The sequence below is a fragment of the Pseudomonas sp. PDM03 genome (assembly GCF_014852385.1).
In the GTDB taxonomy this organism is placed as follows: Bacteria; Pseudomonadota; Gammaproteobacteria; order Pseudomonadales; family Pseudomonadaceae; genus Aquipseudomonas; species Aquipseudomonas migulae.
Genome location: NZ_JACVBM010000023.1, coordinates 1 through 20736 on the forward strand (window position 1 = coordinate 1; position 20736 = coordinate 20736).

Genomic DNA, 20736 nt, shown 5'->3' on the forward strand with positions numbered 1-20736 from the left:
ATGCCAGTCAATAAAGAAGTTAACTGGCACACCGCCATCGCCAGCAAGCCGGCTCCTACAGGGGAATGCGTTTACAGCATGGGGCATTCGGTTTTCCGAACGCGACTCATCGGTCTATTCGGTTAACCGGACTATCTCACTCCAAAAAACGCGCCATAAATATTTAATCTCCTTACAAATCAATACTTTAGTTTGTATCGACTGGTCTGGCACGAGTCATGCTCTACACTCTTGGACGAATGCTTGTTGCGCGGACCTTGAGAAGCCGACAGACATTCGAAGCACAAAAGGGCCGATGAACTGGCTCCATAAAAAAAACAATGTCGAGGAAAATTTGATGCGCATCGTTCCCCATATCCTGGGCGCAGCCATTGCTGCAGCTCTGATTACCACTCCAGTTTTCGCTGCCGAACTCACCGGCACACTGAAGAAGATCAAAGAGTCCGGCACCATCACCCTCGGGCATCGTGACGCTTCCATTCCGTTTTCCTATATCGCGGACGCTTCCGGCAAACCGGTTGGCTACTCCCACGATATTCAGCTGAAAGTCGTTGAAGCCCTGAAAAAAGACCTCGACATGCCGAATCTCCAGGTCAAATACAACCTGGTGACCTCGCAAACCCGCATCCCGCTGGTGCAGAACGGCACCGTGGACCTCGAGTGCGGTTCCACCACCAACAACGTCGAGCGTCAGCAGCAAGTTGACTTCTCCGTCGGCATTTTCGAAATCGGTACTCGCCTGCTGTCCAAGGCAGACTCCAAGTACAAGGATTTCGCTGACCTGGCCGGCAAGAACGTCGTGACCACCGCCGGCACCACGTCCGAACGCATCCTCAAGGCGATGAACGCCGACAAGCAGATGGGTATGAACGTCATCTCCGCCAAAGACCACGGCGAATCCTTCCAGATGCTGGAAACCGGCCGTGCCGTGGCTTTCATGATGGACGACGCCCTGCTGGCAGGTGAAGCGGCCAAAGCCAAGAAGGCAACTGACTGGGCCGTGACCGGCACTCCACAGTCCTACGAAATCTACGGCTGCATGGTCCGCAAGGGCGACGAGCCGTTCAAGAAGGCTGTAGACGACGCCATCGTGGCGACCTACAAGTCGGGCGAGATCAACAAGATCTACGACAAATGGTTCATGCAGCCAATCCCGCCAAAAGGTCTGAACCTGAACTTCCCGATGAGCGACGAGCTCAAGGCCCTGATCGCCAATCCGACTGATAAAGCGGCTGACGACAAGAAGTCCTGATTTTCTGACTAACCTTATCTCCTGAGAGGGCCGTCGCCCTTTCAGGAGGTGGTCACTTCCTGCTGGTATTTTTTGGAAACACTCGAACCGGTGGCTGTCGAGCCGGGAGCGTGTGCCTGATCGAAAAGGTCAGGCGGGAACGGAGCTTCCCCCAAGCGGGCACTTGCACATCGATTGAACTGAGGGGAGACCCTAATGAATTACAACTGGGACTGGGGCGTGTTCTTCAAGTCCACCGGCGTGGGCAGCGAGACCTATTTCGACTGGTACTTGTCCGGTCTGGGATGGACCATCGGCATCGCCATCGCGGCCTGGATCATCGCCCTGACACTGGGTTCGATCCTGGGCGTCATGCGTACCGTGCCAAACCGCATCGTATCGGGCATCGCCACCTGCTACGTCGAACTTTTCCGTAACGTACCGCTGCTGGTGCAGCTGTTCATCTGGTACTTCCTGGTGCCCGACCTGCTGCCGCAAGATCTGCAGGAATGGTACAAACAGGACCTGAACCCGACCACCTCCGCGTTCCTCAGCGTGGTTGTCTGCCTGGGCCTGTTCACCACGGCTCGCGTTTGCGAACAAGTGCGCACCGGTATTCAGGCACTGCCAAAAGGCCAGGAATCCGCTGCTCGCGCCATGGGCTTCAAGCTGCCGCAGATCTACTGGAACGTGCTGCTGCCCCAGGCCTACCGGATCATCATTCCGCCGCTTACCTCGGAATTCCTGAACGTATTCAAGAACACCTCCGTCGCCTCGCTGATCGGCCTGATGGAGTTGCTCGCACAAACCAAACAGACCGCCGAGTTCTCCGCGAACCTGTTCGAAGCGTTCACCCTGGCGACCCTGATCTACTTCACCCTGAACATGAGCCTGATGCTGCTGATGCGCCTGGTCGAGAAGAAAGTGGCCGTACCGGGCCTGATCTCCGTAGGGGGTAAATGATGGAATTCGACTTCTCGGGCATCATCCCGTCCCTGCCGGGCCTGTGGAACGGCATGGTCATGACCCTGCAATTGATGGCGCTGGGCGTCGTCGGCGGGATCATCCTCGGCACTATCCTCGCGCTGATGCGCCTGTCCCACAGCAAAGTGCTGTCGAACATCGCCGGCGCCTACGTTAACTACTTCCGTTCGATTCCACTGCTGCTGGTCATCACCTGGTTCTACCTGGCGGTGCCGTTCGTGCTGCGCTGGATCACCGGCGAAGACACACCGATCGGCGCATTCGCCTCGTGCATCGTGGCGTTCATGATGTTCGAAGCGGCGTACTTCTGCGAAATCGTCCGCGCCGGCGTGCAGTCGATTCCCAAAGGCCAGATGGGCGCTGCCCAGGCACTGGGCATGTCGTATGGCCAGATGATGCGTCTGATCATCCTGCCGCAAGCGTTCCGCAAGATGACCCCGCTGCTGCTGCAACAGAGCATCATCCTGTTTCAGGACACCTCGCTGGTCTACGCCGTCGGCCTGGTGGACTTCCTCAATGCCTCGCGTGCCAGTGGCGACATCATCGGCCGCTCGAATGAGTTCCTGATCTTCGCAGGTCTCGTGTACTTCACAATCAGCTTTGCCGCCTCGCTGCTGGTCAAGCGTCTGCAAAAAAGGTTTGCCGTATGATCTCTATCAAGAATGTCAACAAGTGGTATGGCGACTTCCAGGTACTGACTGACTGCAGCACCGAGGTCAAAAAAGGCGAAGTGATCGTGGTGTGCGGGCCGTCCGGCTCCGGCAAATCCACCCTGATCAAATGCGTCAACGCTCTGGAACCGTTCCAGAAAGGCGACATCGTGGTCGACGGCACGTCCATTGCGGACCCGAAGACCAACCTGCCGAAGCTGCGTTCACGCGTGGGCATGGTGTTCCAGCATTTCGAACTGTTCCCGCACCTGACCATTACCGAAAACCTGACCATCGCGCAGATCAAGGTGTTGGGCCGCAGCAAGGAAGAAGCCACCAAGAAAGGCCTTCAACTGCTGGAGCGCGTCGGCCTCTCGGCACACGCTCACAAGCACCCGGGCCAGCTCTCCGGTGGTCAGCAACAGCGTGTGGCGATTGCCCGTGCGCTGGCGATGGACCCGATCGTCATGCTGTTCGACGAACCGACCTCCGCGCTCGACCCTGAAATGGTCAACGAAGTGCTCGACGTGATGGTGCAACTGGCCCACGAAGGCATGACCATGATGTGCGTGACCCACGAAATGGGTTTCGCCCGTAAAGTAGCGGACCGGGTGATTTTCATGGACGCCGGCAAAATCATCGAAGACTGCAAGAAAGAGGAGTTCTTCGGCGACATCAGCCACCGCGCCGAGCGTACCCAGCACTTCCTCAACAAGATTCTGCAGCACTAAAAAACACCGCTCCCCTGTAGGAGCCGGCTTGCTGGCGATCAACGATAACGCGGTGTTTCAGGTTAACCGCGGTGATGCGATCGCCAGCAAGCCGGCTCCTACAGGGGTCGGTGATGGTTTTGAGATTTGTGTTGTGGTTGACCCAAGGCATCTGTGATGAAATGCGACCCCACTCTCTATCGCGCAGCGCCGCCATCACTCGTCGTGAAACCCCGTCTGATCCGCCACTTGTTCCTGCCGCCACTGGTCATCGCCCTGATGATCGGATTGGGTTACCTCGGCTTCTGGGTCAGCGAGCACTACGGGATCCGCAGCCTCAGCGAGAACGGCCAGCGTCAGCTCGAACTGCACGCCCGCGCCGTCGAGAGCGAGATCAGCAAGTACACCTACCTGCCCAGCCTGCTGGAACTCGAAACCAGCGTTTCGAAGCTGCTGGCCGACCCGTCGCCGGAACACCGGCAAACGGTCAATGAATACCTCGAAGGCCTGAACCGGCGCAGCCGCAGTCGGGCCATCTACGTGATGGACACCACCGGTCGCGTCATGGCCACCAGCAACTGGCGCGATGTCGACAGTTACCTCGGTGAAGACCTGTCCTTTCGCGCCTACTTCCAGAACGCCGTGCGCGGTCAGCCGGGCCGCTTCTATGGCATCGGCAGCACCAACGGCGAACCCGGTTATTACCTGGCCCATGGCCTGGAAGAACACGGCAAGATCATCGGTGTCGCGGTGGTCAAAGTCCGCCTCGAAGCCATGGAAGAACGCTGGCAGCGGGCGCGCCTGGAAGCCTTCGTCAGCGACGAAAATGGCATCATCATTCTCTCCAGCGATCCGGCGCGACGGCTGAAATCAGTCGTTCCATTGAGCGACGAGACCAAGGAAAAACTCGCCCGCAGCCTTCAGTACTACTGGTTTCCACTGAACGAGCTGCAACCGCTGGCCCGTGAAAGACTGGCCGAAGGCGAGGAAAAACTGACCTTCCCGGCCAACAGCGAAGTGGAGTCCGACGAAGAGGACATCAGTTACCTCTCGCAAACCCGTCCCTTGAGCGACACCCCGTGGAATTTCACCCTGCTCACGCCGCTGCAGGATTTGCGTCGCGAAGCGATCAATCAGGGGATTCTGGTGGCCGTGGCGTTTGCCCTGGTGGCGTTCCTGCTGATCGCCTGGAACGAGCGCCGCAAGGTGATCGCCACCCGTCTCGCCGCCCGGGAAGCCTTGCAGGAAGCCAACAATCAACTGGAGCGTCGGATTACCGAACGCACCACCGACCTGCGCGCCAGCAACGAACGGCTCAAGGGCCAGATTCGCGAACGCCGTCAGGCCGAAGAGACCTTGCGCCGCGCCCAGGATGAACTGGTGCAGGCCGGAAAACTCGCGGCCATCGGCCAGATGTCCACCAGTATCGCCCACGAATTGAACCAGCCGCTGGCGGCGCTGCGCACCTTGTCCGGCAACACCGTGCGCTTTCTCGAGCGCGGGCAACTGGATGTGGCCAGCACCAACCTCAAGACCATCAACGAACTGATCGACCGCATGGGCCGGATCACCGCAAGCCTGCGCTCCTTCGCCCGGCGCGGCGACGACAAGGGCCAGGCCTGCCTCGGCAAAGCGGTGGACGCCGCGTTGCAACTGCTTGGCGGACGCGTGGAAAGTGTCCCACTGCACTTGCATCGCGAGTTCGCCGACGTGCAGGTGCAGATTGACCAGACCCGCCTGGAGCAGATTCTGGTCAACCTGATCGGCAACGCCCTCGACGCCATGCAGTCGCAGCCCCAACCGGAATTGTGGCTCGAAGGCGAAGCGTTCGACGGCAAGTATCGCCTACGGGTACGCGACAACGGCCACGGCATCGATGCCGAAGCGCGCAAGCATCTGTTCGAACCGTTCTTCACCACCAAACCCGGCGAGCAAGGCCTGGGCCTCGGCCTGACCCTGTCCGCCAGCCTGGCCGCCGCCACCGGCGGACACCTGGGTGTCGAACACCCGGCCAGCGGTGGTACCACCTTCGTCCTCAGTTTACCGTTGGTAAGCCCCCTTCAAGCCGAGCCAATATGAACAACGACCTTAGTGTGCTGATCGTCGAAGACGACCCTCATGTGCTGCTCGGCTGCCAACAGGCGCTGACCCTGGAAGACATTCCCTGCGTCGGCGTGGGCAGCGCCGAAGAAGCGCTGGAGCGGGTCGGCGACAACTTTGCCGGCATCGTCATCAGCGACATTCGCCTGCCGGGCATCGATGGCCTGGAGTTGCTGACCCGGCTCAAGGCCCGTGATCGCAGCCTGCCGGTGGTGCTGATCACCGGCCACGGCGACATTTCCATGGCCGTCGGCGCGATGCAGAAAGGCGCCTACGACTTCATGGAGAAACCTTTCTCCCCCGAACGCCTGGTGGATGTCGCCCGTCGTGCGCTGGAGCAACGCAGCCTCGCCCGGGAAGTCTCTTCGCTGCGCCGGCAATTGGCGGAACGGAATTCCCTGGAAGGCCGGATCATCGGTCGTTCGCCAGCCATGCAGAACCTGCGGGAATTGATCGCCAACGTCGCCGATACCTCGGCCAACGTGCTGATCGAAGGCGAAACCGGCACCGGTAAGGAACTGGTTGCGCGCTGCCTGCACGACTTCAGTCGGCGTCACACCAAACAGTTCGTTGCCCTGAACTGCGGTGGCCTGCCGGAGAACCTGTTCGAAAGTGAAATTTTCGGCCACGAAGCCAATGCCTTCACCGGCGCCGGCAAGCGGCGGATCGGCAAGATCGAACACGCCGACGGCGGCACGCTGTTCCTCGACGAGGTGGAAAGCATGCCGCTGCCGTTGCAGATCAAACTGCTGCGGGTGTTGCAGGAGCGTACCCTGGAACGCCTAGGCTCGAACCAGAGCGTGGCAGTGGATTGCCGGGTGATCGCGGCGACCAAGTCCGATCTCGACGAGTCGAGCAAGGCCGGCGAATTCCGCAGCGACTTGTATTACCGGCTGAACGTGGTGACCCTGGAACTGCCGCCGCTGCGCGAGCGCCGCGAAGACATCCTGCAACTGTTCGAGCACTTCCTGCAGCAATCGTCCTTGCGCTTTGACCGTGCCGTGCCGGAACTGGACAACCAGACCGTGTCGAACCTGATGAGCCACGACTGGCCGGGCAACGTCCGTGAACTGCGCAACGTTGCCGAGCGGTATGCCCTCGGTCTGCCGGCCTTCAAGAAGTCGGGCGCCAGCGGCAGCAATCAGGGCCTGGCCTTCGCCGAAGCAGTGGAAGCCTTCGAACGCAACCTGCTCGGCGACGCCTTGCAACGCAGCGGCGGCAACCTGACCCAGGCCAGCCTGGAACTGGGCATGGCCAAAACCACGCTGTTCGACAAAGTGAAGAAGTACGGGTTGAGCCACTGATGGACCTGATGCTCAAGGCAACCCTGGGCGCAGCGGTGGTGCTGATACTCGCTGCGCTGGCCAAGACCAGAAACTATTACATCGCCGGCCTGGTGCCGCTGTTTCCGACCTTTGCGCTGATTGCGCACTACATCGTCGGCAAGGGTCGCTCGCTGGACGACTTGAAGACCACGATTGTGTTTGGCATGTGGTCGATCATTCCGTACTTCATCTATCTCGCAACCTTATACGTGATGGTCGACCGGATGCGGCTGGAGGCTTCGCTCGCCGTGGCGGCGGTGGCGTGGTTGATCGCGGCGACGATCCTCGTCAGCGTCTGGGTACGCTTCCAAGCCTGACCACACCCCCTGTAGGAGCCGGCTTGCTGGCGATAGCGATGTGTCAGTCGGCATCGATGTTGACTGACACACCGCTATCGCCGGAACGCCGCCCGCAGCAAGCCGGCTCCTACAAGGGAGAACGGGTACATCCGGCATGGCTGGCCCGCCCCTTGCATTTACCCCCAAAAGCCCCCTCGGCCGGCCTTCATGATGGATGGAGCCGGTGTCTGGGAGGGTCTGCCAAGGGTGAATTGCGACCTTGAACATTTTAGATCTCGACCACAGCCTGACTGCCCAGGCCCCCATTGCACGGTTGCTCGACAGCGGCCGCGCGAAACGCCTGGACCTGCTCGACCTCGGCCCGAAATTGCGACTCTGGTCCAGCGAACGCACCTGGCGCCGCTTCGCCGAACGCCTGCAACAACGCCCGCGCCACAGCGGCCCGCAACCGGAAATTTTCTTCGTCGGCTCAGGCGATTACCACCACTTGACCCCGGCTTTCCTCACTGACTTGCCGGTGCCGGTGAGCCTGATCCACTTCGACAATCACCCCGACTGGGTCCACTTCGCCCCGCGTCGGCATTGCGGTTCGTGGGTCAACCAGGCGCTGAAACTGCCGAACGTCCAGCGCATCGTCACCCTCGGCCCGTGCAGCGATGACCTGCAAAATCCACAGCTCAAGGGCGGCAACCTCAGCGCCCTGAAACGCGGGGTGTTGCAGCTGTTTCCGTGGCAGCATCCGCCCTCGAAAGTCTGGGGCCGGGTCGGCGATGGCGCCGGACATCAGCAACTGGAAAACCAGCTCCACTGGCGCAACCTCGCCGAACTGGATTGGCCGGTGTTTCTCGATCAGTTGATCACCAGCCTGCCCACCGAGGCGGTGTGGATCACCATCGACAAAGACGTCCTGGCCTGCGAAGACGCGGCGACCAACTGGGATCAGGGCGGCATGCGCCTGAGCCATCTGCTGCAAGCGATACGCGTGCTGGCCGCGAACAAGCGGATCCTCGGCATCGACATCTGCGGCGAATACGCCCGCCCCGCGTTCAGCAACGCCTTCAAACGCTGGGAAGCCAAGGCCGACCAGCCGCCGGCGGAACGCTGGAGCGCAGACGATCTGCTGCGTAACTCGGCCACCAATCAGGCACTGATCGAGCTGTTCGAGGAGCTGTTCCCATGACCCTTACCGTGATTGTGCTGGTGGCGTTTTCCATCGTGCTGGACGTCATTGGTCAGCTCTGTTTCAAGCTCGGACTCGACCGTTTGCCGGAACTTGAAGGCGGTTTTCGCCTGAATGCATTCTGGGGCCAGGTGTTCAACGCGCCGCTGCTGTGGTGCGGGATCGGCGCCTACGTGATCGAGTTTTTTGTCTGGCTCGAAGCCCTCTCCCGCGCGCCGCTGAGCCTGCTGTTTCCGGCTGCGGCGCTGGCGTATTGCGGCGTGGTGCTGGCCGGCAAACTGATCCTCGGCGAAACCGTGAGTCGTCGGCGCTGGCTCGGCACTTTAGTGATTACGGCGGGCGTGATGCTCGTGTGTGTCGCCCATGCATGAGGCTCAATCGATGATCAGAGGCAAGACCGACTGGCTGCATGAGCGCTTGGGCACCATCGTGCTGTGGGCGCTGTTGATCGCTTTTGAAAGTGCCGGACAGATCGCCACGAAGGTCGGCGGCGATCAACTGGGGCAGATGGATTTCAACCTGAAGTGGCTGATGGCCGTGGCGGTGAATCCCGGGGTGTGGCTGGCGATTGCCTGCTACATCGGGGCGTTTTTCGTGTGGATGTTGATCTTGCGGCGCAGCAGCCTGTCGCTGGCGTTTCCGTTGAGTTCGCTGGTGTTCGTCGGGGTTTTGCTTGGGTCTTGGCTGGGGTTGGGTGAGCAGATCAGCGTGCTGCACTGGGTGGGGGTGGCGGTGATCATGGGGGGGATTGCGTTGCTGGCCGAGGGTGAAGAGACCTAGTTTTCTGTGATCTCAAGGGCCCCATCGCGAGCAGGCTCGCTCCCACATTTTGACCGCATCCCCCTGTGGGAGCGAGACCGGCTTGCCGGCGATGGCGTCAGACCAGCCAATGAAGCTTTCTATTCAAACTTGTAAGCCACCGCCGCCTGCACCTCCCCCTGGTTGGTATCCCCGACCGCTTTGACAATGCTGCTATCCGCCGCCGCCCCCGTCAGGTGAATCCAGCTCGCGCTCGTCAGCAGTGACCATTGCGGCGCCAAGGGAAATTCGAAGCTCTGGGTCAGCGCCACTTTCTGCAAGCCACCACCGGCGTTGTACGGGCGGATCCCCGAGGCTTGAGACTCGTCGGCACTGACGCCGAAGAACGTCTGGTTCTGCCGGGCATCGGCAAAATGCGCGGTCAGGTTTGAGCTGCCGATCACCCCTCCACCCAGTGGATAACCCACCTCCCCACCCAGCCGTCCCAACACCCCGCCCTGCCCCCCTCGCCCGCCCACCGCCTGGCCAACCGAAGCAAACACTCGCCAGAAATCGGCCGGCGCGTACTGCACAAACCCGCCCAATTCGCCCATGTCCGGCACATCGCGCAAGCCTTGCAGCTCGCCGTTGGAGGTCCGTCCCGGCAGGTAATTCAGGAACGGCCCGGCGCTGAAGCCGTTGCCGTTGAACGCGTCCCAGGTCAGCCCGTCATCGGTGCTCAGGCTGACATCGCCCCAGTCCAGATCGAGATACGGCACGGGCCGGGTTTCGTAACGGCTGCCGGTTGGGTCGTGCGGCTGATAGCTGAGGCCACCCCCTGCTTCGCCGGTGATGCCGTCTGCTGAAACGTTGGCCGAAAGGCACGTCAGCGCGGCGAATAGAGCAACTGTAATCCTCGACATGAGGCAATTCCTTGAACGGGACATGCGCGCATCAATCCCCGGATCGCGCTCCCGGCGCAAGCACTCATGTTGTTTGTAGCGACCTACAAAAATTGTAGCTTCGCCGCCACGAACACACGCCAGAACCCCAGCCCTGCGGGGCCAAACCCGGTTGGCACAGTCCCTGCTCTACCCCCTGGGCAGCGCAGACAGCACACCCGGCGCACACTTTTTACAAGATAGGTAACGCAGATGATTGACTGGCATATCGTGTGTGATTTCGACGGGACCATCACCCGCACCGACGTGATCGACAGCATCCTCCAACGGTTCGCCGACCCGAGCTGGGAAGCGATCGAAAACGAGTGGCTGGCGGGCGACATCGGTTCCCGTGAATGCCTCAGCCGCCAGCTCTCGCTGGTCAAGGCCACACCCTCCGAGCTGCTCGGGTTCTTCGACACGGTCGAGATCGACCCGGACTTCCCCGACTTCGTCGACCACGTGATCGGCCTCGGCGCCTCCCTCGAAGTGGTCAGCGACGGCATCGAACAAGGCATCGCACGGATCCTGGCGCGCAACTACGTCAGCCTCTTGCCGATCCTCGCCAATCGCCTGCGCCAACTCGATCACGACAGTTGGCGCATCGACTTCCCCCATGCCAGCGACGCCTGCCGCGCCGCCTCCGGCAACTGCAAATGCAAATCCACCCCCGGCACCAAACGGGTGCTGGTAATCGGCGACGGCCAGTCCGACATGTGCGTGGCCGCCACCGCCGATTTCGTGTTCGCCAAGGATCGCCTGGCCGAGCACTGCGAGCGCAACGGCATCGCCTATGCGCGCTTCGACAGCTTCGCTGAACTGCCGGCGCTGCTGGCCTTGCTGCCAAGCGCCAACGCCGCCAATGCCACCTCTTTCAACGTTGAAACACAGGAACTCCTCCACCATGTCTGATATTCGAATCGCCACCGCAGAAGACCAGATCCTCCTGGATAAAGAAGCCAAATACTGCTCCTACGGCGACACCGTTCACTACATCGACCCGCCGCGTATCTTCAGCCGATGCGAAGGCTCCTACGTCTGGGACACCGAAGACCAGGCCTACCTCGATTTGCAAATGTGGTACTCGGCGGTCAACTTCGGTTACGCCAACCCGCGCCTGAACAATGCGCTGAAACAGCAGATCGATACCCTGCCGCAGATCGCCAGCCAGTACCTGCACAAAGGCAAGATCGAGCTCTCGGAAATGATCGCGGTCGACGCGAAGAAAAAATTCGACCTCGACGGTCGCGTGCACTTCAACGTCGGCGGGTCGCAGTCCATCGAGGACTCGCTGAAAGTCGTGCGTAACGCCACCAACGGCAAGAGCCTGATGTTCGCGTTCGAGGGCGGTTACCACGGGCGCACACTCGGCGCGTCGTCGATCACCTCCAGCTACCGCTATCGCCGCCGCTACGGCCACTTCGGCGAGCGCGCCAATTTCATCCCGTTCCCGTACCACTTCCGTGGTCCGAAAGGCATGACCAAGGAAGAATACGGCAGCCATTGCGTGCAGCAATTCGCCCGCCTGTTCGAGACCGAATACAACGGCGTCTGGGACCCGAAAGTCGGCCAGAGCGAATACGCCGCGTTCTACGTCGAGCCGATCCAGGGCACCGGCGGCTATGTGATTCCGCCGATGAACTTCTACAGCGAACTCAAGCATGTGCTGGACCAGCACGGCATTCTGATGGTGGTCGACGAAATCCAGATGGGCTTCTATCGCACCGGCAAGCTGTGGTCGATCGAGCACTTCGACGTCAAACCCGACGTCATCGTCTTCGGTAAAGCGCTGACCAACGGCCTCAACCCGCTGGGCGGCATCTGGGCGAAAGAAGAGCTGATCAACCCGAAAATCTTCCCGCCAGGCTCGACCCACTCGACGTTCGCCTCCAACCCGTTGGGCACGGCGGTGGGCCTGGAAATGTTCAAGATGACCAGCGAAGTCGACTACGGCGCGATGGTCATGAACAAGGGCAAGTACTTCCTCGATGGCTTGAAAGACTTGCAGAAACGCTACCCGATCATCGGCGACGTCGACGGCCTGGGCTTGGCGCTGCGCTGCGAAATCTGCGGCCCGGACGGTTTCACGCCAGACAAGGCCACGCTCGATTTCATGGTGGAAGAAGGCATGAAGGCCGACATCGAAATCGACGGCAAACGCCTGGGCCTGATTCTCGATGTGGGCGGTTACTACAAGAACGTCATCACCCTCGCGCCGTCGCTGGAAATCAGCTATCCGGAAATCGATTTGGGCATCGCTTTGCTCGACCGCTTGCTGCATCGGGCGATGAAACGATGAAGCCCTCTTTTTCCAGGGCAGACGAGATCGACATGGGCGAAGGCAGCGCCGGTTTCGTTCTCGGCAGCGGGGAGGTCGCGGTGTTGTTGATCCACGGCCTCACCGGCACCCCGACCGAGTTGCGTCGGGTCGCCATCGGCCTGGCCAAGGCCGGCTGCACGGTGTACGTGCCGACGCTGGCCGGGCACTGCGGAGACAACGCCGACCTGCAAGCCACCGGTTGGCGTGACTGGTACGAGAGCGCACGCAATACCTTCATCGGTGTGCGGCGCAAACACGAGCACGTGTTCGTCGGCGGTTTGTCGATGGGCGCGGTGCTGTCGATGTACCTCGCCGCCGAGCATCCGGGGCAGATCGAAGGCTTGTTGCTGTATTCGACGACACTACGTTACGACGGCTGGAACATGCCCAAAGTCGCCGTGCTCACGCCGTTGCTGATGGCGATTCCGTTTGGCGTGCACCTGTGCCGCTTCAACGAAAAATCACCTTTTGGCATCAAGGACGAACGCTTGCGAGCGGTCGTCGAGCGGCAGATGAAGGCTGGCGAGAGCAGCAATGCCGGGCTGCTGACCATGTCCGGGGTGAGCGTCCGGGAACTGCATCGACTGGTGGCGGCGGTGAAAAAACGCATGCCGCAGATCACCACGCAAACGCTGGTGCTGCACTCGCGCGAAGACGACATCACCAGCCGCTGGAACGCCGATTATGTGGAACGCAAACTCGGCGGTCCGGTGGTGAAGGTTCTGCTCGACGACTGCTACCACATGATTACCGTCGACCTGCAATACCGCCGCGTGGTGGAGCTGAGCGCGGACTTCATCCAGCAACGTTTCATTCAACAGCGCTGCGCCCCCAAACCCATGCGCCAGGACTATCGGCAACTGGCCTGACTCAAGGAAACGATGTGATCACAGCCCTTGCCTTTTCGACGATCGAGGCCATCGACCGCGATGCCTGGAATGCCTGTTTCCCGGCCGAGCTGGAGGATTGGAATTACTACCGGGCGGTTGAACGGGCCGGCATCGCAGACTTTCAATGGCGCTATCTGGCGCTGTACGAAGACGAGGTACTGATCGCGGCGGCCGTGGCGTTCACCACCGCTTACTCGCTGGACACCACGGTTCAGGGGCTGGGCAAACGCATCAGTGAACGGCTGCGCCGCGTGTGGCCGGGGCTGTTCGACGTGCACCTGTATGCCCTCGGTTCGCCGGTGGCCGAGCAGTGCCACGTCGGGACCGCGCCGCACATCGAACCGGCCCGGCGCGTGGACCTGCTTCAGCAATTGTTACGGCTGGCGCGCCACGATGCCGATCAGGCCGGGGTCGGTTTGCTGGCCGTCAAGGATGCCTCTCACCGCGACCCACAATGGTTGCAGGTGTGTCAGGACGCGGGCCTGCAAAGCATGCCCGGCCTGCCCAGCGCCGAGCTGCCGATCCGTTTTGGCTCGGTGGACGCCTACCTCGGCACGCTCGGCAAATCCACCCGCAAAGACCTGCGCCGCACCCTGCGTGGCCAGGGGCCGCGCATCGAATGGCGGCGCTCGGTCGATGACCTGTTGCCGCGCATGATGGCGCTTTACGAGGCCACGCTGAGCCGCAGCGACCTGACCTTCGAACGCCTGCCGCCCGGCTACTTCCGCCAGGTCCTGGAACACCTCGATGAACGTGCCGCGTGCGTGTTGTATTGGGTCGGCGAAGAGCTGGTGGCGTTCAACCTTGTGCTGTTGGACGAGCAGCGACTGGTCGACAAGTTCTTCGCCCACGACCTGGCCCGGACCCGCGAACACAATCTCTACGTGCGCAGCTGGCTGGCCAATGTCGACTACTGTATTGAGCACGGCATTCCGATCTACGCGTGCGGCCAGGCCGGTTATGCCAGTAAGCTGCGCCTGGGTTGCTCGTTTACTGGCAACACCGTGTTTTTCCGCCATCGCAACCGCTTGCTCGACAGCCTGTTGCGCGTGGTGAAACTGTTTATCCGACCGGACCGTTCCGACCCTGCCATGGCCGCCGCGATCAGCGAGCAGCAATAAGCGAAGCACAATGACCAAAGACTCACGCACCAACGCTCGACCTTTCGCCCTCTCCGGCTGGAGCCTGCAGCGCAAACTGGTGCTGGCGTTCTGGCTGGTCAGCGTCATTCCGACGATGATCGCCGCCGAACTGGCGGCCACCACGCTGTCGCAGATTTTCGACAGCAACGTACGCATCTGGCTGCAGGAATCGACCAAGATCGTCGAGGACGAGATCAGCGAAATCCTGCGCGACAACGCCCGGGTCGCGCAGCTGTTCCTGCGTTACACGCGCCCGCCCACCGATCGGCAGGCGAACAAACACGACAAGCTGACCACCGACATCGCCGACTCCATGGGCATCGACGTCGTGGCGCTGGTGCGCACCAGCGATCACAAAGTGGTGTTCAGCACCGCCGCCGACGACATCGTCCGCCAGATCAGCACCGCGCCCAAGGCAGTGCTGCAAACCCTGCAAGTCGGTGGCGTGGCGACCGGCACAGTGGTCTCGACCTTCGAAACGGATCAGGACGGCGTCGAGTACAAACTGGTGATTGCCACCTACCTCGACAACAGTTTCCTCACCAGTGTGGCCGACGTGCACTCGCTGGACCTGCGCCTGTATCTGGCCAAGGCCAATGACTTCTCGGAGATTTTTTCCACCCAGCGCTTCGAGGATCACCCGGCGGCCGTACCGGAAAAAATCGAGCAAATCCTGCGCAGCACCAAACAGCCGATCGAACAGTTCACCAACCGCTACAGCGGCATCTACCGGCCGATCCTCAACGAAAACGGTGAGCTGCAAGGGGTGATTTTCAGCGGCCTGCTGCGCCACACCAGCCTGGTCGGGCTGGTCAATCAGAGCAACCTGTTCATCCTGATTTTCCTGCTCAGTTCGGCAGCGTCCCTGGCGGTCGGCTGGCTGGTATCGCAGCGCCTGACCAAGCCGTTGCGCGGGTTGTCCAAAGGCGTACAAGCGGTGATCGCCGGAGATTATCGCCAACGCCTGCCGGTCACCGGCGGCGACGAACTGGCGGAACTGAGCAGCACCTTCAACCACATGAGCGAACGCCTTGGCGAGTTGCAGCATCTGGAATCGCAACTGCGTCGGCGTGACCGCCTGCATGCGCTGGGCGAAGTGGCGATGGGCCTGGCCCATGAAATCCGCAACCCGTTGGGCATCATCAAAACCGCCACGCAACTGCTGCACCGACGCGCCGATTTGCCCGAGACCGACAAGCGTCATCTGGAATACGTGGTCAGCGAAGTCAGCCGGATCAACGACCTGATCACCGACTTCCTCGACTTCGCCAAACCCAGCGCACCGATGCGCTCGACCCAACTGGCGCGTCCGCTGGTGGATGAACTGGTCGGCTTCTGCGCGCCGGAGCTGGCCAGCCACAACATCGATGTGCAAATCGATGATCAATCGCCCACCGCGACGCTTTACGCCGACGCGCGGCAAATCAAGCAGGCCGGCCTGAACCTGATCGTCAACGCCATCGACGCCATGCCCGACGGCGGGCGGCTGACCCTGGGCATCAACAGCGACCGGCACTACACGGTGATCAGCATCAGCGACACCGGCCAAGGCATCGAACCGGACATGCTCGAACGGATCTTCACGCCGTTCGTCACCACCAAGGCCTCGGGCACCGGGCTGGGTCTGGCCAAGGTGTTCTCGATCATGGAGAGTCATGACGGGCGCATCGAATGCGTCAGCGAAAAAGATGCCGGGGCCACATTCACCCTGTACATTCCGGCCAACGGTGAAGACTTCGATGAGGGCAGCGATGACACATAACGTACTGGTGGTCGACGACGAGCCCAAGCTCTGCGACCTGCTGGCCTCGGCGCTCAGTCAGAACGACATTGTGGTGTTCACCGCCGGCAACGGCCTGCACGCGCTCAAGGTGCTGGAGTGCGAAGACATCGACCTGGTGATCAGCGACTGGCGCATGCCCGGCATGGACGGCCCGCAACTGCTGGCGGAAATCAAAAGCCGTTTTCCGCAGTTGCCGGTGATCGTCATGACCGCCTACGGCACGGTGAAAAACGCCGTGCAGTCGATGCGCAACGGCGCCTTCGACTACATCGCCAAGCCGTTCGACATCGATGAGCTGGACATCACCGTCAACAAGGCCCTGCAATTTCGCGACATCCTCAAAGACAACCAGCGCATGCGCGCCGAGCTCGACGAACACCGGCAGATCGACAGCCTGATCGGCGACAGCCCAAGCTTTCGGCGGGTGTTGCACGCCATCGACTCGGTGCGCGAAAGCAACGCGACCATTCTGCTGACCGGCGAAAGCGGCACCGGCAAGGAAATGGTCGCCCGGGCGATCCACACGCACGGCAATCGCGCCGACAAACCTTTTGTCGCGGTGAACTGCGCGGCAATCCCCGAAGGGCTGCTGGAAAGCGAAATGTTCGGCCACCGCAAAGGCGCATTTACCGGCGCGGTGGCGGATCGCGTCGGGCGCTTCCAGCAGGCCGACAAGGGCACGCTGTTTCTCGATGAAATCGGCGAAATGCCGCTGGCGTTGCAGGCAAAAATCCTTCGAGCCTTGCAGGAGCGAGTGATCGAACCGGTGGGCGATCCGCGCGAGCGCAAGGTCGATGTGCGGGTGATCGCGGCGACCAACAAAAACCTGCTGGACGCGGTGGCCAACAAGGAGTTTCGCGAAGACCTCTACTACCGCCTCAACGTCTTCCCGATTCCGCTGCCGGCCCTGCGCGAACGGGTTGAAGACATTGCGCCGCTGGCCCGGCATTTCGCCCACACGCTAGGGGCTGCGGCCGGCAAACGTTTCAGCGGTTTCAGCCCGCAGGCGTTGCAGGCCATGGCCCGGTATTCATGGCCAGGGAATATTCGCGAACTGCAGAACTGCGTGGAACGGGCGACCATTGTCGCCTCGGGCGCGGTGATTGAAGAGGAAGACCTGCCGGCGTATCTGTTCGCTTCGAGTGCCAACGGCGGCGGCACGTTGATCGCGGAGGGCAGCGTGCCGGCGGACCTGGAAGCGGCGCTGGCGGAGGTGGAAAAAACCTACATTCTGGCGGCGCTGGCACAGAGCAACGGCGTGCAGGCAGCCGCGGCGCAGTTGATTGGGATTTCCGAGCGCAGCTTTTGGTATCGGTTGAAGAAGCTGGGGATTCATGTGGACAAGATTGTGCGCTAATCCCCCCCCCCCTGTGGGAGGCTTTGAATGGGGCATATCCGTTGCTGCGGTAACGGCTTCTATTGGTTTCGCCCTTACGGCGAGTCACTTTCGAAAAGCGCGAAAGTAACCAAAGCGCTTTTGCCCCTTTCGTTCGGTGCCTCGCTGTGGCTCGGCATGCCCTCGCTCCGGTCCTGCTCCGTGGGCCCGCCGCCATCGGCCATCCATGGCCGGGGGCGGCTAACCCGGCATCCATGCCGGGTTGCCCACTGCGCAGAACCTCCACTCGGCCTCTCGAGGGGGCGACTACCGCCACAGCCGCCGAGGCGGCCTGAAAGCCGACCTGGCTCTTTGGTCGACCGCGTTGTCTTTCTTGGCTGCGACCACTCATTCCGGACCTATACACCGATCCCCTGTAGGAGCCGGCTTGCTGGCGATTGCGTCTGTCCAGCCAATACATACGTTGACTGACCCACCGCCATCGCCAGCAAGCCGGCTCCTACAGTTGATCGTATTTATCCAAACGCATATGCATTTCCCTTGTAGGAGCTGGCTTACCGGCGATGGACGTCAACGATAACGCGGGCTGTCTGAATGAACGCGTCGTCCAGACGATTTTCGCCGGCAAGCCGGCTCCTACAGGGAATCCCATACGCTTTTGATTCCCACCACTCATCAGGCCGAGCGTTAGCTCGCCTTCCGCTTTTGATCTGAGCGCCCCCTCGAGAGGCCGAGCGCAGGTTCTGCGCAGTGGGCAACCCGGCATGGATGCCGGGTTAGCCGCCCCCGGCCATGGATGGCCGATGGCGGCGGGCCCACGGAGCAGGACCGGAGCGAGGGCATGCCGAGCCTAGGCGAGGCACCGAACGAAAGGGGCAAGAGCCCTTGGTTACTTGGGGCTCTTCCAAGTGACTCGCTGTAAAAGCGAAACCAATAGCGGCCGTTACCGCAGCAACGGATATGCCCCCCATCCAATCCAAAAAAACTCTTAATTGAACAGCATTACCTGTGGGAGCAGGCTCGCTCCCACAGGAATTCGGCGACCCCGCGATCAGCTTACAGTCCCGCCCTTTGATTCACTCATAATCTGCCGAATCGCCCCCACAAACGTCTCCACCGGCTGCCCGCCACTGACGGCGTATTGCCCGTTGAACACCACCGTCGGCACCGAACTCACCCCCCGCGACAACCACAACTGCTCTTCCTCACGCACCTCTTTAGCGAACGCGTCCGAGGCCAGAATCGCCTCAGCCCGCTCCCGGTCCAGACCAACACTTTGCGCAATCTGAGCCAACTGAGCGTGGTCGGACGGATTGCCGCCCTCCGTGAAATACGCCTTGAACAACGCCTCTTTCAAATTGAACTGCAACCCTTCCAGCCCCGCCCAGTACAGCAAGCGATGCGCATCGAACGTGTTGTAGATGCGGCTGTTGCCGTCGGTGCGAAAGGCGAACCCGACTTCGGCGCCACGCGCACGGATCATTTCGCGGTTCTTCTGCGACTGCTCCGGGGTCGAGCCGTATTTCTCGGTGATGTGTTCGGTGATGTTCTGCCCTTCCGGGCCCATCTTCGGGTTCAGCTCGAACGGCTGGAAACGGATCTCGGCCTGGACCTCGTCCCCCAGCAGATCCAGGGCACGGGTCAGGCCGTACAGCCCGACAACGCACCAGGGGCAGGACACGTCGCTGACGAAATCGATTTTCAGGGGGGTACTCATCACTCACCTCGCGGGCTGGATACGGGCCGGAAAAGTTGAACGATACACCTGTGGGTCTGAGTACACCTGCCAGAAATTGGTTGGCTGTCAGGCCGTCATCGCTAGCAAGCCAGCTCCTACAAGGTCAGGTGTGTCAACCCGGTCTGTAGGAGCTGGCTTGCTGGCGATGGGGCCTTCAAACCCCGCATCGTCGTTGAGGGCATCATCATTACAAGAGGTTGTGTTCGACCACCGGATCGATCTGTGCCCAATGCGAAGTGTCCTCGCGATGGGCCTGCAAATAGGGCAGCACCGCCGCGAGCAATGGCGCTTTGAAGGCTTCCTGAAAACGATGGGCCAGCCCCGGAATCAGCTTCAACTGGCTACCTCGAATATGCGCCGCCAGGTGCACGCCATGCATTACCGGCAACAGCGGATCGGCAGTGCCATGAACCACCAGCGTCGGCACCCGCAGTTGATTGAGCAGTGCCACCCGGCTCGGCTCCGCGAGGATCGCCATGATCTGACGCTTCACGCCCTCGGGGTTAAACGCACGGTCATAGGACAGCGCCGCCTGATGCAACAGCGCCTGCCGATCATCACTCACCGACGGGCTACCCAGCGCTGCCAACAAATCAGCTTGCTGCTCAAGCGCCACTTCACGATTCGGCGCGCCACGCCGCGAAAGCAGTTGCACCAGCGCCGCGTTCGGCGCCGGCAAGCCTTCGGCACCGGAGCTGGTCATGATCAGAGTCAGGCTCTCGACCCGCTGCGGCGCCATGGCCGCCATGTGCTGGGCGATCATCCCGCCCATGCTCGCGCCCAGCACGTGGAATTGCTCGACGTGCAAGGCATCCATCAAGCCCAGCGCATCGTCGGCCATGTCGGTCAGGGAGTACGGCGCCGATACTGGCAAACCGAGTTTGTAGCGCAGCACTTCGAAGGTCAGGTTGGCGTCGGCAGGCGATTGCCGCCAGGTGGACAGGCCGACATCGCGATTGTCATACCGAATGACCCGAAAGCCTTGCTGACACAGCGCGACCACCACCTCGTCCGGCCAGTGAATCAACTGCCCGCCCAGGCCCATCACCAACAGCAACGCCGGGTCGGAGGCGCGGCCGATGCTCTGGTACGCCAGGGTCACCTGCGCCAGATCGACCCGTTCGGTCGGAACATTGACATCGCATCGAGACGCCGCAAAGGACGGAAGGCCAAAGAACAACGCGGCCAGGAAGGCCGCCGTTGATAAAAATCGTGCACGCATGAAAAACACCGAAACGCAGAACCCCAGTAGAGCGCGAGTCTGATGAAGTTTGTTGAAGCGCGCTGCCACAGTTACGTGACAGTTTGATGAAGAGTGCTGAACGGTCATTTTTCAAGACCGCGTTATCGTTCATCGCCGGCAAGCCGG

At 61.1% G+C, this 20736-nt stretch carries 20 protein-coding genes; 17 read left to right on the top strand and 3 right to left on the bottom strand.

The annotated features are described in order from the left end of the window. The first annotated feature begins 337 nt into the window (after window positions 1-337). The 11 genes from IB254_RS25075 to IB254_RS25120 all read left to right on the top strand — a co-directional run bounded on the left by IB254_RS25075 (window position 338) and on the right by IB254_RS25120 (window position 9259). Complete coding sequence (locus tag IB254_RS25075) at window positions 338-1252, top strand: glutamate/aspartate ABC transporter substrate-binding protein (RefSeq protein WP_008032176.1); 915 nt, start codon at window positions 338-340, stop codon at window positions 1250-1252. 195 nt (window positions 1253-1447) lie between these two features. Continuing rightward, window positions 1448-2194, top strand: a complete 747-nt coding sequence (locus IB254_RS25080) for an amino acid ABC transporter permease (RefSeq protein ID WP_192420021.1) — start codon at window positions 1448-1450, stop codon at window positions 2192-2194. Next, window positions 2194-2865 carry an amino acid ABC transporter permease gene (locus tag IB254_RS25085; protein WP_192420023.1) on the top strand — a complete coding sequence of 224 codons (672 nt, stop codon included), beginning with the start codon at window positions 2194-2196 and terminating at the stop codon, window positions 2863-2865. Before IB254_RS25080 ends, IB254_RS25085 begins: the two co-directional genes overlap by 1 nt. Further along, a complete protein-coding gene (locus IB254_RS25090; protein WP_008032183.1) occupies window positions 2862-3596 on the top strand; it encodes an amino acid ABC transporter ATP-binding protein in 735 nt (244 codons plus the stop codon). The genes IB254_RS25085 and IB254_RS25090 overlap by 4 nt, the downstream gene beginning before the upstream one ends. A 28-nt stretch (window positions 3597-3624) precedes the next feature. Further along, on the top strand, window positions 3625-3753 hold the full coding sequence (locus IB254_RS29705) for a hypothetical protein (protein WP_263864003.1): 129 nt from the start codon (window positions 3625-3627) through the stop codon (window positions 3751-3753). Further along, window positions 3753-5654, top strand: a complete 1902-nt coding sequence (locus IB254_RS25095) for a sensor histidine kinase (protein ID WP_008040854.1) — start codon at window positions 3753-3755, stop codon at window positions 5652-5654. The genes IB254_RS29705 and IB254_RS25095 overlap by 1 nt, the downstream gene beginning before the upstream one ends. Then, window positions 5651-6979 carry a sigma-54-dependent transcriptional regulator gene (locus IB254_RS25100; protein WP_192420025.1) on the top strand — a complete coding sequence of 443 codons (1329 nt, stop codon included), beginning with the start codon at window positions 5651-5653 and terminating at the stop codon, window positions 6977-6979. Before IB254_RS25095 ends, IB254_RS25100 begins: the two co-directional genes overlap by 4 nt. An 8-nt stretch (window positions 6980-6987) precedes the next feature. Further along, window positions 6988-7317: a GlpM family protein gene (locus tag IB254_RS25105; RefSeq protein ID WP_192420106.1), complete on the top strand. Its 330-nt coding sequence runs from the start codon at window positions 6988-6990 to the stop codon at window positions 7315-7317. A 241-nt stretch (window positions 7318-7558) separates the two neighbouring features. Next, window positions 7559-8479 (top strand): arginase, encoded by a 921-nt coding sequence (locus tag IB254_RS25110; protein ID WP_192420027.1) that lies wholly within the window; start codon window positions 7559-7561, stop codon window positions 8477-8479. Further along, on the top strand, window positions 8476-8850 hold the full coding sequence (locus tag IB254_RS25115; RefSeq protein ID WP_192420029.1) for an EamA family transporter: 375 nt from the start codon (window positions 8476-8478) through the stop codon (window positions 8848-8850). Before IB254_RS25110 ends, IB254_RS25115 begins: the two co-directional genes overlap by 4 nt. Window positions 8851-8860: 10 nt before the next feature. Next, a complete protein-coding gene (locus tag IB254_RS25120) occupies window positions 8861-9259 on the top strand; it encodes a transporter (protein ID WP_008040850.1) in 399 nt (132 codons plus the stop codon). 119 nt (window positions 9260-9378) lie between these two features. Here IB254_RS25120 and IB254_RS25125 read toward each other — a convergent pair whose 3' ends face one another. Beyond that, the gene (locus IB254_RS25125; RefSeq protein WP_192420031.1) at window positions 9379-10140 is read right to left on the bottom strand and encodes a MipA/OmpV family protein; all 762 of its coding nucleotides are present in this window, start codon (window positions 10138-10140) and stop codon (window positions 9379-9381) included. Between the two features lie 231 nt (window positions 10141-10371). On the opposite strand from IB254_RS25125, the gene IB254_RS25130 reads away from it, so the two are divergent. The 6 genes from IB254_RS25130 to IB254_RS25155 are packed head-to-tail and all read left to right on the top strand — an operon-like array spanning window position 10372 to window position 17650. Then, complete coding sequence (locus tag IB254_RS25130) at window positions 10372-11070, top strand: MtnX-like HAD-IB family phosphatase (protein ID WP_192420032.1); 699 nt, start codon at window positions 10372-10374, stop codon at window positions 11068-11070. Beyond that, window positions 11063-12457, top strand: a complete 1395-nt coding sequence (locus tag IB254_RS25135) for an aspartate aminotransferase family protein (RefSeq protein WP_192420033.1) — start codon at window positions 11063-11065, stop codon at window positions 12455-12457. Before IB254_RS25130 ends, IB254_RS25135 begins: the two co-directional genes overlap by 8 nt. Further along, complete coding sequence (locus IB254_RS25140) at window positions 12454-13347, top strand: alpha/beta hydrolase (protein WP_192420034.1); 894 nt, start codon at window positions 12454-12456, stop codon at window positions 13345-13347. Before IB254_RS25135 ends, IB254_RS25140 begins: the two co-directional genes overlap by 4 nt. Before the next feature lie 14 nt (window positions 13348-13361). Then, on the top strand, window positions 13362-14489 hold the full coding sequence (locus IB254_RS25145) for a GNAT family N-acetyltransferase (protein WP_192420035.1): 1128 nt from the start codon (window positions 13362-13364) through the stop codon (window positions 14487-14489). Between the two features lie 10 nt (window positions 14490-14499). After that, on the top strand, window positions 14500-16272 hold the full coding sequence (locus tag IB254_RS25150) for a sensor histidine kinase (protein WP_192420036.1): 1773 nt from the start codon (window positions 14500-14502) through the stop codon (window positions 16270-16272). Next, a complete protein-coding gene (locus tag IB254_RS25155) occupies window positions 16262-17650 on the top strand; it encodes a sigma-54-dependent transcriptional regulator (RefSeq protein WP_192420037.1) in 1389 nt (462 codons plus the stop codon). Before IB254_RS25150 ends, IB254_RS25155 begins: the two co-directional genes overlap by 11 nt. A 1030-nt stretch (window positions 17651-18680) precedes the next feature. Here the strand turns inward: IB254_RS25155 and IB254_RS25160 are convergent. Continuing rightward, window positions 18681-19346 carry a DsbA family oxidoreductase gene (locus tag IB254_RS25160; RefSeq protein WP_192228565.1) on the bottom strand — a complete coding sequence of 222 codons (666 nt, stop codon included), beginning with the start codon at window positions 19344-19346 and terminating at the stop codon, window positions 18681-18683. A 208-nt stretch (window positions 19347-19554) separates the two neighbouring features. Beyond that, window positions 19555-20589, bottom strand: a complete 1035-nt coding sequence (locus IB254_RS25165) for an alpha/beta fold hydrolase (RefSeq protein WP_192420038.1) — start codon at window positions 20587-20589, stop codon at window positions 19555-19557. Window positions 20590-20736 lie beyond the last annotated feature (147 nt).

Bases quoted from the DNA above. Each gene is read 5' to 3' on its own strand.
- IB254_RS25095 (WP_008040854.1), top strand. From the start codon at position 3,753: ATGAAATGCGACCCCACTCTCTATCGCGCAGCGCCGCCATCACTCGTC.
- IB254_RS25105 (WP_192420106.1), top strand. From the start codon at position 6,988: ATGCTCAAGGCAACCCTGGGCGCAGCGGTGGTGCTGATACTCGCTGCG.
- IB254_RS25150 (WP_192420036.1), top strand. From the start codon at position 14,500: ATGACCAAAGACTCACGCACCAACGCTCGACCTTTCGCCCTCTCCGGC.
- IB254_RS25160 (WP_192228565.1), bottom strand. From the start codon at position 19,346: ATGAGTACCCCCCTGAAAATCGATTTCGTCAGCGACGTGTCCTGCCCC.
- IB254_RS25115 (WP_192420029.1), top strand. From the start codon at position 8,476: ATGACCCTTACCGTGATTGTGCTGGTGGCGTTTTCCATCGTGCTGGAC.
- IB254_RS25155 (WP_192420037.1), top strand. From the start codon at position 16,262: ATGACACATAACGTACTGGTGGTCGACGACGAGCCCAAGCTCTGCGAC.
- IB254_RS25090 (WP_008032183.1), top strand. From the start codon at position 2,862: ATGATCTCTATCAAGAATGTCAACAAGTGGTATGGCGACTTCCAGGTA.
- IB254_RS25085 (WP_192420023.1), top strand. From the start codon at position 2,194: ATGGAATTCGACTTCTCGGGCATCATCCCGTCCCTGCCGGGCCTGTGG.
- IB254_RS25100 (WP_192420025.1), top strand. From the start codon at position 5,651: ATGAACAACGACCTTAGTGTGCTGATCGTCGAAGACGACCCTCATGTG.
- IB254_RS25135 (WP_192420033.1), top strand. From the start codon at position 11,063: ATGTCTGATATTCGAATCGCCACCGCAGAAGACCAGATCCTCCTGGAT.
- IB254_RS25120 (WP_008040850.1), top strand. From the start codon at position 8,861: ATGATCAGAGGCAAGACCGACTGGCTGCATGAGCGCTTGGGCACCATC.
- IB254_RS25125 (WP_192420031.1), bottom strand. From the start codon at position 10,140: ATGTCGAGGATTACAGTTGCTCTATTCGCCGCGCTGACGTGCCTTTCG.
- IB254_RS25080 (WP_192420021.1), top strand. From the start codon at position 1,448: ATGAATTACAACTGGGACTGGGGCGTGTTCTTCAAGTCCACCGGCGTG.
- IB254_RS25075 (WP_008032176.1), top strand. From the start codon at position 338: ATGCGCATCGTTCCCCATATCCTGGGCGCAGCCATTGCTGCAGCTCTG.
- IB254_RS25130 (WP_192420032.1), top strand. From the start codon at position 10,372: ATGATTGACTGGCATATCGTGTGTGATTTCGACGGGACCATCACCCGC.
- IB254_RS25165 (WP_192420038.1), bottom strand. From the start codon at position 20,589: ATGCGTGCACGATTTTTATCAACGGCGGCCTTCCTGGCCGCGTTGTTC.
- IB254_RS25140 (WP_192420034.1), top strand. From the start codon at position 12,454: ATGAAGCCCTCTTTTTCCAGGGCAGACGAGATCGACATGGGCGAAGGC.